This window comes from Faunimonas sp. B44 (genome assembly GCF_052655945.1).
In genome coordinates this window covers 416602-428952 of sequence record NZ_JBQYEX010000001.1, presented here as the reverse complement: position 1 = coordinate 428952, position 12351 = coordinate 416602, and the positions used below count along the sequence as shown (strand labels likewise).

The window sequence follows — 12351 nt, the reverse complement described above, 5'->3', positions numbered from 1 at the left end:
AGCGATGGCCGTCGCCGCGCCTATTGCGGCGTGGTCGGGGCTCCGCCAGCGGGAGGCGTAGCGTCGCCGGCCGGTGGCGCGGTGTCGGCAGGCGGTGCAACGTCGGCGGGGGGTGTCGGGTCGCTCGCGGGCGGCGTCGCATCCGCCGCAGCCGGGGGTCCGCCGGCCGGCTCTCCAGCGCCGCTTCCAGGCGCCGGCTGCTGGATGGTCACGTTGGTGTCGCCGCTGCCGGCGGTTTCCGGGGCGTCACCGCCCCACGCGAACAACCAGACGAGGAGCACCGCCACGACGAGCGCGCCGACGATGAAGTAGAGCGTGTTGTGCGAACGTCCGGCGACGACGCGGTCGCGAGGTGGGCGGTCGACCATTCCGGATTCCTCCAGTTGAGAAGATCAGCCGGACAACGGCACTCCGCCGCACTCCGTTCCGAATCGGGCCGGGTGGTATTATTCCCGAGCCAGCGGGTATTCCGGGCGGTCGTAGAGCCGGCGTATGCGCTCGAAGTCGATCCGGTCCTCGCCGGTCTCAATCGCGACGCCGGGCAGCATCGGGGCAGGGATCTCCTCGATGGCGTAGCGAATCGCCTCGGCAGCGGTTCCGAACCGGCGGTAGCCCATCGCGCCTCCCCGCACGCCCCGCGCGCGACCGGCATACAGTTCGGCCGGCAGATCGTAATCGAAGCCACGATCGGCGTCGTCCGGCGATGCGGTCGTCATGGTCATCGTGCGCCTCCTCGACGGTCGTGCCGGATCAGACCGGCGGGGCTCCGAGCTGAGCCGCGGCCGTCCGCCCGGCCTCGGTCGGCACGAGCCCGGCCGCATCCACCCGGGCATAGCCCCGCTCCGTGAGCTGCTCGGCGAGCGCATCGTTATAGTTGCGCATGACACCCTTGGCGGCGAGCCGCTGGAGCATCCGGAAAGCCTCGCGCGAGCCGGGAAACGCGACCGGCTTGGCACCGGGCTTGGCCGCTGCACCGCCCCGCTTCATCTCTTCGGCCAGTTCACGGCCGGCGCCGGTCATGAAGAGCTTGCCCGTCACGATCTCGGCATAGCCCGAGCGGATCAGTTCGCGCGCCGTGGCATTCTCGTATTCGCGGAGGCTGACATTGACGTGGAGGTTACGCAGGAGCGCGCGGCCCTGCGTAGAAACCTGAATGGCGGACATGCCGCTTACTCCCTCGTGAAGCAAAATCCGCGCCCGCGATTCTGGATCGCTGCTTCGGGACACGCGGATAGAGGACTTCAAACGCCCCGCACTTCCGAAGGTTCCACCGGCCGGCCCGCAACGCGCGCGAAACAATAGGCCGGTGTTCACGACATTCGGCGGAAACGGCCTACGGCTAGAGCCTGCGTCGCCGCTCCGGCCCGACCTCCCGCACGGATCCCGCGAATGTTTCTTCTTCCAGTTCTATCGAAGGCGGTGGAAACTCGTCGCGCGAGCGAGGCCGGGCGCACCGTGATGGACGAGAGCTCAGAATTCCTGATCTTCGTGGAGGACGAGCCCGCGTTGCCCGCGCCTGAGGCCGGCGCGCCTTGGAAGATCGCCGTGATCGACGACGACCCCGGCGTTCATGACGGGACGCGCTTCGCGCTCGCCGACTACCGGCTCAACGGCCGCGGGCTCGAGCTTTATTCGGCGCGCTCGGCGAAGGAGGGCCGCGAACTCCTCGCTCGCCATCCGGACACGGCCGTCGTGCTCCTGGACGTCGTGATGGAAACGGACGGCGCCGGGCTCGACCTCGTCGAATTCATCCGCAAGGAGCTGAAGAACGAGACGGTTCGAATCATCCTGCGAACCGGCCAGCCGGGCCAGGCGCCCGAGCAGCGCGTCGTGGTCGATTACGACATCAACGACTACAAGGCGAAGACCGAGCTCACCGCCGAGAAGCTCTTCACCACGATCACGGCCGCGCTCCGCAGCTACGAGCAGCTCCAGCGCCTGACCGAAACGCGCCGCGGGCTCGAGATCATCATCGACGCCGCTGGCAACCTCTTCGACGTCGGCTCCATGCAGCGGCTCGCAGAGGGCGTGCTGACGCAGCTCGCGTCCCTCCTCGCTGTCGATTGCGCGGGCATCCTGGTGCTGCGCGAGCGGAAGGCCGGCCAGGGTCTCGCCGTGCTGGCGGGCTCCGGCTGCTACAGCCACCTCACCGGCGCCGGGGCCTGGGACAGGCTCGACGCGGAGATCCGGACCCATGTCGAGGACGCGTTCCAGCGCCGGCGGCACGAGTTCCTCGCCGGCCGCTATCTCCTCTACATCGGCACCGGCTCCGGCCGGGAACTCGTGGTGCTGCTCGATTCGCCGAAGAAGCTCAGCGACACCGACCGTGCGCTCATCGAGGTCTTCTGCAGCCGCCTGTCGGTCGCTTTCGACAATCTGGGCCTGTACGAGGCGCTCCAGCAGGCGAATGCGGAGCTCGAGCGGCGGGTCGAGGAGCGCACCGCCGAGCTCACCGCCGCCAACCAGCGGCTGGAGATCCAGCGGGCGCGCCTGCGCTCCGCCAACGCCTTCAAGAACGAAATCCTTGGCACGGTGGCGCACGACCTCAAGAACCCGCTTGCAGTGATCCTGGGGCGCAGCGAGATGCTCGGCGAGCTCCTCGCGATGAGCCCCGTCCCGCTCAAACAGGCGAACGCGCAGCTCGGCCATATCCGAGACAGCGCGGGCCGGCTCATCGGGATGGTCGAGACACTGATCGCCGAAGCCCTTGCCGATGCGAGCGACATCGCGATCCGCGACGACGTGCTCGACCTCTCTTCGATCGTCCTGCAGGTGGTGGAGGCGAATGCCGCCCTCGCCGCACGAAAGGCTCAGTCCATCAGCTACGATCGGGCTCCGCGCCTCGGCGTGCGAGGGGACCAGGATCGCCTCGCCGAGGCGGTCGACAACCTCGTCAGCAATGCCGTGAAGTACAGCCCGTCGGCGGCCACCATCTCCGTGGGCATCCGGCGCGAGGGAAGCGAGGCTGTCGTGACCGTGGCCGACGAAGGGCCGGGCCTGTCGCCGGAGGATTTCGGCCGCATCTTCGGGCGCTTCCAGCGCCTTTCCGCGAAGCCGACCGGTGGCGAGAGCTCGACCGGGCTCGGCCTGTCGATCGCCAAGCGCATCGTGGAGCTTCACGGCGGCCGGCTTTCGGCGGAGAATGGGGCCGGGCGCGGGACCGTGTTCACCATGGTGCTGCCGCTCGCCGGGGGGAGACGAAGCATTGAGCGAAACGGATCCGATCGCTGTCGTCGACGACGAGCCCGCCGCTCGGGAAATGATCGGCGACTATCTGAAGCTGCACGGATTTCCGGTGGCGCTCTGCGAGGACGGCCGGGCCTTGCGGCGGCTGCTCGGCGAAACCCGGCCGCGCCTCGTCATCCTCGACCTGAACATGCCGGAGGAAGACGGGCTTTCCCTGATCCGTCATATCCGGGCAAGCGGCGACCTGCCGGTCATCATGCTGACGGCGACGGCAAGCCCGATCGACCGGGTGGTCGGACTGGAGCTCGGCGCCGACGACTACCTCGCCAAGCCGTGCGAGATGCGCGAGCTCCTCGCCCGCGTCCGGTCGGTGTTGCGCCGGAGCGCGAGCCGGACGGCCATGCCCTCGCCGGAACCGCGCAGCGAGATCAAGGTCGGCACCAAGTGGCTGGACCTCGAGCAGCGCATCCTGCGCGAGGAGGACGGAACGGAGCACCCGCTCACGACGTCCGAGTTCAGCCTGCTGAAGGCATTCGCGGAGAACCCGCGCCGCGTGCTTTCGCGCGAGCGGCTCCTCGACCTCGCCCAGGCGCGCGATGCTGAAGCCTTCGACCGGGCCATAGACGTCCGAATCACCCGAATCAGGCGCAAGATCGAACCGGACCCCGCCCACCCGACCGTCATCCGGACCGTCCGGGGTGCAGGCTACGTGTTCTCGCCGGAACCGAAGTAGAAAAGGAAGGATTGCGGGAACAGCCTGCGGATTTTCCACCGCTCCGACAAGCTTGCCACCCGAGGGCTCTACCGTTAACCATGCGGGCTGGAGTATGCTCCTCATCCATCAGAGGGCGGTGGCGAGAAATGGTCCTGCAGCTAAGGCGACGCGCAGACGGAGGGGAAGGCGCCTACGGCCTGAAGGGCGTCGCGATCATCGTGGGCCGCTTCCGCCCCTATGCCGCGAACGACAACGGCCGCCGATTCTATCGGGACCCCGTGTTCGGGACCGCTTTGCTCATTCTCGGTTCGGCGCTGGCTGCAACCCTTCTCGTCGCCTCCCTGCGGACGCTCCTTTGACGCATGCTCCGCAGGCGGTTCGCGCCGGCGGCAAGCGGATCCTGCGCCTCAGAGGTCTGGCGGCCCATGTGAAGGATCTGTGGTTCGGCCGATTGCCGCTGCGCGTCACGTTTTGGGAATACGCGATCGTCTACGGCCTGCTCGTCAACGTCGTCGCGACCGGCGCGGCCTTGATCAGCTATTCCGAGCGGGCGCCCGGGCCGGTCGCAGTCGCGCTCTTCCTGATACCTGCGGCCTACTTCCTGGTGGTGACGGTCGGCGTGTTCCGCAGTGCGGCTGCCTATCGCGGCCGCAAGATCTGGGCCGAACTCGCCAGGGCCGCCACGGTAGCCTGGGCGCTCTGGGCCGTGATCATCTGAGCGGCCACGCAGAAGCGGCCCGGGCTGCTCCGCAGCGAAGACTCATGCCGGCTTCGGGCGGGCCCCAGGCGGTGCCTTGTCGGGACGGCTCGGCGCGCGCTTCCTCTTCTCGGTGTCTCCGGCCCCGAGCGGCGCCTCGCCGTCGAAAAGCTCCTCCAGAGCGGCGCTCGCCACCGGGCGGGACAACAGCAGGCCCTGCAGGGTGTCGCATCCGATCCCGGTCAGGAAGGTCTGCTGCTCGACAGTCTCGACGCCTTCCGCCGTCGTCTTCATGCCGGTCGCCTGGGCGAGGTCGACGATCGCCTGGATGAGAGCGGGTCCGCTCGCCGACTTTGCGATTCCGTCGACGAACTTCCGGTCGATCTTGACCCGGCTGATGTCGAACCGCCGCAGCAGGGCGAGGGACGAATAGCCGGTGCCGAAATGGTCGAGTGCGATCCGCACGCCGAGGTCGCGCAAGGCCTTGATCGTGGCTTCGTTCTGCTCGGGGTCGCGCAGGAGGGACGCTTCGGGGATCTCGAGTTCGAGGCGATGTGCGGGAAACCCTGCGCGCGCCAGGATGCGCGCGACGCGGCGCGGGAATTCCGGATTGCGCAATTGGGTGATGGAAATGTTGGCGGTGAGCGTCTCGATCGGCCATCGGCTGGCGGTGCGGCAGGCTTCCCACAGGACCCAATCGCCGAGAGGCTCGGAGAGCCCCGCCTCCTCGGCAATCGGCACGAACGATTCCGGCTGCAGCATGCCGAGCCTCGGATGGTGCCAGCGCACCAGCGCCTCCACTGCCCTGATGCTCCCGTCCCGGGCCGAATAGAGCGGCTGGTAGCAGACCTGAAGCTGATCGCCTTCCGCGAGTGCGACGCGCAGTTCCTCCTCGAGCTTGCGCCGGTGCTGGATGGTCGCATCCATCTCGTCGCCGAAGATCACATACCGACAGCGGCCGGTCGCCTTGGCCTGGTAGAGCGCGATATCCGCCTTCCGGGTCAGGTCGTCCCGATCGGTGCCGTTCATCGGCGCCCGAGCGACGCCGATGCTGATGCCGACATAGGCGCGGGCCCCGGACAGTTCGAACGGCTGCCGGACGGCTTCGATGATCCGGCTGCACAGCGCCTCCGCCTCTCCGGCATCGGCCGCCTCCGCCTGGATGATGGCGAACTCGTCCCCTCCGAGACGGGCGACGGTGTCGTTGTTGCGCACGATCACGGAAATGCGCCGCCCGAGTTCCCGGATCAGTTCGTCGCCGGCAGGATGGCCCAGCGTGTCGTTCACCTGCTTGAACCGGTCGAGGTCGAGATAGAGCAGCGCGACCGGCCGGCCGGTGCGCCGAAGATCCATCAGCGCCCGGTCGAGGCGCTCGTTGAAGAGCGCCCGGTTGGGCAAGCCCGTGAGCGCGTCATGGGACGCGAGGTGCATGGCGCGGGCTTCGCTCGTCTCCAGCTCGCGCGAGCGCTGGCGGAGCCGCTTCACGAGCAGCGCGACGATACCGGCCGCCACGAGGAGAGCAGCCGCGAAGGCCGGTGCCACCAGGCCGAAGACGTGGCTCCCCGGCCGATAGGGACGCCATATGAAATGGGCGACCGGTTCCCCTGCGCGCGACACGAGCGGGTGAACCAGCTCCTGCCGATCCGCCTGCGGCTCGCGCGTGACCCGCGCGGCCTCGAACATGTACTGCTCCCCGATGGTCCGGACGAAGCTGCCGTCGAGGAAACGGATCGCGACGTGGACGAACTCCGATCCGGGCTCCTGCTCGATCCGCCCGGTGTCGGACACGATCGGCTTGGCGCTGACGATTGCGGGGCGCCCCTCGACAAGCGCGAAATCGGAAATGCCGGGGCTCTGGAACTTGCCGTCATCCCCGGCGGCATCCGGCGCCGCCATGCGGCTTCTGAGGGCGGTGACGAACGGAAGCACCGCATCCGCCGTTCGCGCGAAGCCGGCCGGATCGCCGCGCGCGCCGTCGCGCATTTCGTAGATCGGCCGGTCGTCGGGGTCGAGAATGTAGACCCGGTCGATGCCGAAATAGTCGTGCATCCAGATCCCGAGGTTCCCGTCCAGCCATTCGAGATCGCGATCCGCCGCGCGTACGTTCTCGACCGATTCGTCCCAGACGGTCGCGCTTTCCTGGTCGTAGGCGACCTTGTCGGTGCTCTGGCTGAAGACCAGCTCGACCAGACGTTGCTGGCGTTCGGCGGACAGCCTGTCGGACTGCGCCGTCGACCAGACGAGCAGCGCAGCCACGATCGCGACGATCGCGAAGGCGGCGAGGCCCACGGGTACGGCCACGTGGGAGATGAAGCGGCTGTCCCGCTCGAAATCCCGGAGGGTCGACATCACGGCGCGCTGTCCTTTCTGTGCAGGCTTCTACCGCGACGCTGGTTAAGAACTCCCCGCCAGGTCCGCGGAACGGATGAGGCGCGCGGTCGCGTCGGTGGGCCGACCGGTCTGGCCGGACGCATGGAAGCCCTAGCGGCCTCAGTCGAGCGACGCCTGCCAGAGGCCGCGCCCGTCGGAGCGTGCCTGCTCGCCGGCCGGCCCGTATTGGTCGGCCTTGGCCGTCGCCCAGCCGTGCTCCACGAGCCAGGCCGCAATGTCCGCGCCACCCACCGTGCAGCGGCGCTCCGGGATATCGCCGGACTCGGAATCCGCCGGCGCACATTCGATGGCCCGCCCGCGGATGAACTGCCGCAGCGCGGTGCGCGCCATCCGCCCGCAAGGCCATGCGGCATTGCCCTCCCCGCATTCGAGGTCGAGCGATGGCGCTTCGATTCCGGCGAGACGGATCGCGCCGTCGGTGGTCGTCAGCAGCCCCACGGCCTCCACGACCGGGTTGAAGTAGCGCTTCGGTTTCGGCGCCGCGGCCGCCTTGGGCGCCGGTTTCGGCGCCTCCACGCGCGAGAGCGGACCCTTCGTCGCCGGCGGCGCCGTGACCCCTGCAGGTGTGACGTTCCGGACCTCCGCGCCGCTCGGTTCGCGGGGTGCGTCGAGACGGGCTGCCTGCCGCCATGCCGGTTCGGAGGGGGCCGTCCGATCCGGATCGCGCGTCGGGCCGGCAAGGAATACGCTCGCCAGGACGAGCGTGAGTGCGACGGCAGCAAGCCCGAGCGCGAGCCGCATCGTGCCGGCTCCTAGGGCTTCGTCACGAGCACGGGTGCAGCCACGGGGGCGACGCTCCGGAGCCGTGCCGAGGCTTCTGCCTTGCGGCAGGCGGAGACGCACAGGTCGAAACCGGATTCGGACGTCATGACACCGACCTGCCACCGCGCGCATTGCAATGCGCAGGCGGGCGATGCGCAGCCCTGGACGATCCGGTCCGTGAGAGCCCGGCCGTAGCAGGCATCCACGGGACGAACCGCCAGCGGCTGCGCCCCGGCCGGGCGCCCGGCCTCGAGGACCAGACCCGCCGCGACGGCGAGCACGAGCAGGACGGTATGGCGCACGGCCTTATGCCAGCTGCCGCGCTTTGCCGGAACTCCGGCGGGAGCCCTTCTCATGCGAGCCTCCGGTCCCGTAACACTGTGAAGAAGCACTTGGCGCATCAATCCTGCGCCACGATACCGGTTCCCGAGCGCCTGTGCAGCCGAGAACCCGCTTCGGCCGTCACCGTGACGGCCTGGCCGCCGGAAGGGTCGTGCCGTCCGGTGGCGAACCGGGAATCGGAGTGTCGATAACGGTCACCGGCGGAGCGCCGGGCTCCCCGTCGGCGGTGTTTGCCGCCTCGGCGTCGGATGCCTCGTCGCGGGCCTCGCCCGCATCCTCATCGAGGAAGAGCCCGCCGGCGGGCACCGGCGTGCCGGGCGCGACGTCCTCTCCCCCGCCTTCGATCCTCTGGACGGAAGAAGACGGGGTTGAATCCGGGGACGGCTCCGTCGCCGCTCCGGCGGTGCCGACCGCAGAGCTTGGCTCTACGGCAGGCGTCGTGCCGGCGGCGCTGCGGTCCGCGTCGCCCGCGGGCGCAGGCTCGACCACGGCCCGGAAGCTCGGGGAAGCCCCGCCGGAGGCGTTGCCGTCTCCCGAAGCGGGTTGCTGCAACTGGCCCTCCTGCACCTGCTGCTGCGGGGCGGGAGCCGTTTGCGACAGGGCGGGAGCGACCCCGAGGGCGGGGATTGCCAGAACAAGCACCGAGAGCGCGCGCTTCACGGGATCATCCTCTTCGTGACACCGACTTCAGCTCTCGACGCGCCGGGCGCCCATTCCGTTCCCTCAAGCGCCGCGCGGGGGCGGGTCTTCGCCTCGAAGGGTAAGCAGCCGGTTCCCGGATCCGATGCGGCGCACCGTCGAAGGGCAGCATTGAACCCGCAGCCGGCCAAGTGCATTTCAGGCCTCGGGGATCGCAACGGAACCAGGCCATCGCGGCCGTTCGTGCGGCGCCTCGGTCGGCCGTTTGGTCGGCGCTGCCGCGGCCGGCCAGGAGTCCGGCCGAAAGACGAAGGAGTGCGCCGGGTGGACTACCTGATGGAACTCGCCGCCCAGCCCGCAGCATGGGCGGCGCTCGCGACCCTGATCGCCATGGAGGTGGTGCTCGGCATCGACAACCTCATCTTCATCTCGATCCTGACGAACAAGCTCCCCGAGCACCAGCGCTCCCGGGGGCGCCGCATCGGCATCGGCATGGCGCTGATCCTGCGTCTCGCGCTCCTCGGCACCATCGCCTTCATCGTGCAGCTCACCACGCCGATCTTCACGCTGTTCGATCACGGCTTCTCCTGGCGCGACCTCATCCTGATCGCCGGCGGCCTGTTCCTGGTCTGGAAGGCCACCAAGGAGATCCATCACAACGTCGACCCCGACCCGGGCGACGACCTGTTCGAGAAGAAGGACGCGACGATCGGCTTCGCTGCGGCGATCGGGCAGATCCTCCTCCTCGACCTCGTCTTCTCCATCGACAGCATCATCACGGCTGTCGGCATGACCGAGCACATCCCGATCATGGTGATCGCGGTCGTCGTGGCGGTGACCGTGATGCTCCTCGCCGCCGACCCGCTCGCGAACTTCATCCAGAGCAATCCGACGATCGTCATGCTGGCGCTGGGCTTCCTGCTCCTCATCGGCACCACGCTCGTGGCGGAAGGCTTCGGGGCCCACATGCCGAAGGGCTACATCTACGCCGCCATGGCCTTCTCCGCCTTCGTGGAGCTGCTCAATATGCTCGCGAGACGGGCGAAGCGCCGGAAGAGCCCGGCCAGGGCGAGCGCGCGCTGACCGCCGCCGACCGGGCCGCCTCACGCGGCGTCCCTCGACGGCCCGCCGATCTTCGCTGCTGGACCGTGGGTATCCGTCAGCGGCCCCGGGATGGACGGCCAACAACCTTCGATGTGGCATGCCGGCGGCATCGCCGTTGTAACCCGCCTGCAGGCTTACGAAGCCTTTTTTGCGCCTGGATGAAACAATAACGCAATATGATCGTCATATCGTATCATGTACGCGAAGATCGTTGGACCACACCAAGCGGCAGGAGCGCTGAAGATGCTCGCCCGGATTGCCCGTTCCCTCCGTGCCGGGTTCAGAACCATCCGCAACCGGCTGGTTTCCGAGTACCGTCCCGAACAGCACTACATGCGAGGTCCGGGCCCGATGTGCCGAAAGGCGCAGCAAGGGCGCAAGTAGCTCCTGCGGGCGCAAAGACCGGCCGAGGCCGCAACCGGTTGAACCAGCACTGGATCGCTGGCACCAAGCCCGGATGCGACCGCAGACCATCTACGACGATCCGCATCTCTACGACGAGGTGGTGCGCCCCGGGCCGTGCGAGGCGTTCTACCGTGGCGTTGCCGCCGAGACGGGCGGACCCGTCCTGGAGCTTGCCTGCGGGACCGGGCGCCTAACCATCCCGCTCGCGCGCGACGGCCACGACGTCACCGGCCTCGACGCATCCCCGTCCATGCTGGGCGCCGCACGGGCGAAGGCGGGTGCGGAGGGCGTGAGCGTCCTCTTGCGCAAAGGCGACATGCGGTCTTTCTCGCTCGAACGGCGCTTCCGGCTCGTGCTCGTCACCTGCAATTCGCTCGCCCACCTGGAGCGCAACGACGCGCTCGTCTCCTGCCTGTCGGTGATCCGCGAGCACCTGGCGGAGGACGGTGTCCTCGCCTTCGACATCGTCCATCCCCGGCCGAGCGCGCTGGCGGCCTGCGACGGCAGGACCGTCCGCCTCGACCTCGGTATCAACCCCTCCTCCGGGATCCCGATCGAGGAGGAGGCCCATTACGACCCGGTTCGCCAGGTGCGGACCGCGCGCTGGCGCATCGGCGCCGGCGCAGGCCGCGGAAAGGCGCTGGCGCCGCTCGCACTCAGGCAGATCTTCCCGCAGGAGCTCGAACTGCTGCTGCAGGCGGCTGGGCTTCGGCTTGCGGCGCGCTACGGCGACTTCGCCAGGCGTCCCCTCGGCGCAGACAGCCTGAACCAGATCTGCCTCGCGCGCCGGGCTGCGCGAGGCTGAGGCCCCTCGTCAGGTCGCCGTCGCCTCCCGCATCGTCCTGATCAGCGCGGACTTCTTCTCGAAGCCGATGCCCGGCGCGTCGGGCAGGCGCACGCGCGAATCCTCCACCGGCGTGTCATCCGCGAAGCCGCCGAAGGGTGCGAAGACGTCCGGATAGGATTCGTTGCCGCCGAGATGCAGCCCGGCAGCGATGTTGAGCGAAAGCTGGTGCCCGCCATGCGGGATCACGTTGCGGCTGGAGAAACCGTAATCGGGGAGGAGCGCAAGCGTGCGGAGATACTCGACGAGGCCATAGGAGAGCGCGCAGTCGAACTGCAGCCAGTCGCGGTCCGGCCGCATGCCGCCGTAACGCACGAGGTTGCGGGCGTCCTGGTGCGAGAAGAGGTTCTCGCCCGTCGCCATCGGCCCCGGATAGTGCTTCGCGAGCTCGGCCTGCAGCGCATAGTCGAGCGGGTCGCCGGCCTCCTCGTACCAGAAGAGATCGTAGGGCTTCATCGCCTCCGCGTATCGGATCGCAGTCTCCAGGTCGAAGCGGCCATTGGCGTCGACGGCGAGGTTCCGGCCCTCTCCGACCACCTCGAGAACGGCTTCGATGCGGCGCAGGTCTTCGTCGAGCGGCGCGCCGCCGATCTTCATCTTCACGACACGGTAGCCGCGGTCGCGGTAACTCCGCATCTCGTCCTGGAGGGCGGAGAGGTCCTTGCCCGGATGGTAGTAGCCGCCGGCGGCGTAGACGAAGACGCTCTCGTCCGGCGCCCCGCCGCCATGACGCTCGGCGAGCAGCCTGTAGAGCGGCACGCCTGCGATCTTGGCGGTCGCGTCCCAGACCGCCATGTCGACCACGCCGACGGCGACGGAACGTTCGCCGTGGCCGCCCGGCTTCTCGTTCGTCATCATGGTCGCCCAGATGCGGTGCGGGTCGAGATTGTCGCCGGAATCGTCGAGGAGGCTCTCCGCCTTTGCCTCCCGCAGGCGCGGCAGGAAGCGCTCGTTAAGGAGACCCGAGGCGGCGTAGCGTCCGTTGGAATTGAAGCCGTAGCCGACGACGGGCTTGCCGTCACGGACGACGTCGGTGACGACGGCGACGACGCTCGCGGTCATCTTGGAGAAATCGATGTAGGCGTTGGCGATCGGCGAGGCGATCGGCACGACCGCCTCGCGGATCTCTACGATACGGACCATTTTTCTCTCCGGCTCGAGCGCTTCTTCACCGGGGTGAGTGCGACGGCGCCGCCGCGAGGTCAAGCCGCGTCGGTCACCGCCGGGTTGACGCGCGCCCGCTGCGGGTGGAGACCTCTGCCGAGA

13 protein-coding genes and 1 pseudogene are annotated in these 12351 nt (G+C 68.7%); 6 read left to right on the top strand and 8 right to left on the bottom strand.

The genetic code is table 11. The features are described 5' to 3' along the window. Positions 1-20: 20 nt before the first annotated feature. The 3 genes from ACUN0C_RS01995 to ACUN0C_RS01985 all read right to left on the bottom strand — a co-directional run bounded on the left by ACUN0C_RS01995 (position 21) and on the right by ACUN0C_RS01985 (position 1164). Entirely contained in the window at positions 21-368 is a 348-nt protein-coding gene (locus ACUN0C_RS01995; RefSeq protein ID WP_445464634.1) for a hypothetical protein, read from the bottom strand. 78 nt (positions 369-446) lie between these two features. Further along, on the bottom strand, positions 447-722 hold the full coding sequence (locus tag ACUN0C_RS01990) for a hypothetical protein (protein WP_445464633.1): 276 nt from the start codon (positions 720-722) through the stop codon (positions 447-449). A 28-nt stretch (positions 723-750) separates the two neighbouring features. After that, positions 751-1164 carry a hypothetical protein gene (locus ACUN0C_RS01985; protein WP_445464632.1) on the bottom strand — a complete coding sequence of 138 codons (414 nt, stop codon included), beginning with the start codon at positions 1162-1164 and terminating at the stop codon, positions 751-753. A 294-nt stretch (positions 1165-1458) separates the two neighbouring features. Here ACUN0C_RS01985 and ACUN0C_RS01980 point away from each other — a divergent pair. The 4 genes and pseudogenes from ACUN0C_RS01980 to ACUN0C_RS01965 form a co-directional block, all read left to right on the top strand. Then, positions 1459-3183: pseudogene (locus ACUN0C_RS01980) on the top strand (ATP-binding response regulator); the annotation flags it as partial. A gap of 22 nt (positions 3184-3205) precedes the next feature. Beyond that, positions 3206-3919, top strand: coding sequence for a response regulator (locus tag ACUN0C_RS01975; protein WP_445464631.1), 714 nt, complete (start codon positions 3206-3208; stop codon positions 3917-3919). 128 nt (positions 3920-4047) lie between these two features. Continuing rightward, positions 4048-4260 (top strand): hypothetical protein, encoded by a 213-nt coding sequence (locus ACUN0C_RS01970; protein ID WP_445464630.1) that lies wholly within the window; start codon positions 4048-4050, stop codon positions 4258-4260. After that, entirely contained in the window at positions 4257-4619 is a 363-nt protein-coding gene (locus ACUN0C_RS01965) for a hypothetical protein (protein WP_445464629.1), read from the top strand. Before ACUN0C_RS01970 ends, ACUN0C_RS01965 begins: the two co-directional genes overlap by 4 nt. Positions 4620-4661: 42 nt before the next feature. On the opposite strand, the gene ACUN0C_RS01960 is transcribed toward ACUN0C_RS01965, so the two are convergent. The 4 genes from ACUN0C_RS01960 to ACUN0C_RS01945 form a co-directional block, all read right to left on the bottom strand. Then, positions 4662-6947: a putative bifunctional diguanylate cyclase/phosphodiesterase gene (locus ACUN0C_RS01960; RefSeq protein ID WP_445464628.1), complete on the bottom strand. Its 2286-nt coding sequence runs from the start codon at positions 6945-6947 to the stop codon at positions 4662-4664. 141 nt (positions 6948-7088) lie between these two features. Further along, positions 7089-7730: a thermonuclease family protein gene (locus tag ACUN0C_RS01955; protein ID WP_445464627.1), complete on the bottom strand. Its 642-nt coding sequence runs from the start codon at positions 7728-7730 to the stop codon at positions 7089-7091. Positions 7731-7741: 11 nt separating this feature from the next. Beyond that, the gene (locus ACUN0C_RS01950) at positions 7742-8053 is read right to left on the bottom strand and encodes a hypothetical protein (RefSeq protein WP_445464626.1); all 312 of its coding nucleotides are present in this window, start codon (positions 8051-8053) and stop codon (positions 7742-7744) included. Between the two features lie 160 nt (positions 8054-8213). Next, positions 8214-8753, bottom strand: a complete 540-nt coding sequence (locus ACUN0C_RS01945; protein WP_445464625.1) for a hypothetical protein — start codon at positions 8751-8753, stop codon at positions 8214-8216. A 315-nt stretch (positions 8754-9068) separates the two neighbouring features. On the opposite strand from ACUN0C_RS01945, the gene ACUN0C_RS01940 reads away from it, so the two are divergent. Both ACUN0C_RS01940 and ACUN0C_RS01935 read left to right on the top strand, forming a co-directional pair. After that, positions 9069-9815: a TerC family protein gene (locus tag ACUN0C_RS01940; protein ID WP_445464860.1), complete on the top strand. Its 747-nt coding sequence runs from the start codon at positions 9069-9071 to the stop codon at positions 9813-9815. A gap of 478 nt (positions 9816-10293) precedes the next feature. Further along, entirely contained in the window at positions 10294-11046 is a 753-nt protein-coding gene (locus ACUN0C_RS01935; protein WP_445464624.1) for a class I SAM-dependent DNA methyltransferase, read from the top strand. 9 nt (positions 11047-11055) lie between these two features. Here ACUN0C_RS01935 and ACUN0C_RS01930 read toward each other — a convergent pair whose 3' ends face one another. After that, the gene (locus tag ACUN0C_RS01930) at positions 11056-12228 is read right to left on the bottom strand and encodes a mandelate racemase/muconate lactonizing enzyme family protein (RefSeq protein WP_445464623.1); all 1173 of its coding nucleotides are present in this window, start codon (positions 12226-12228) and stop codon (positions 11056-11058) included. Between the last annotated feature and the right edge of the window lie 123 nt (positions 12229-12351).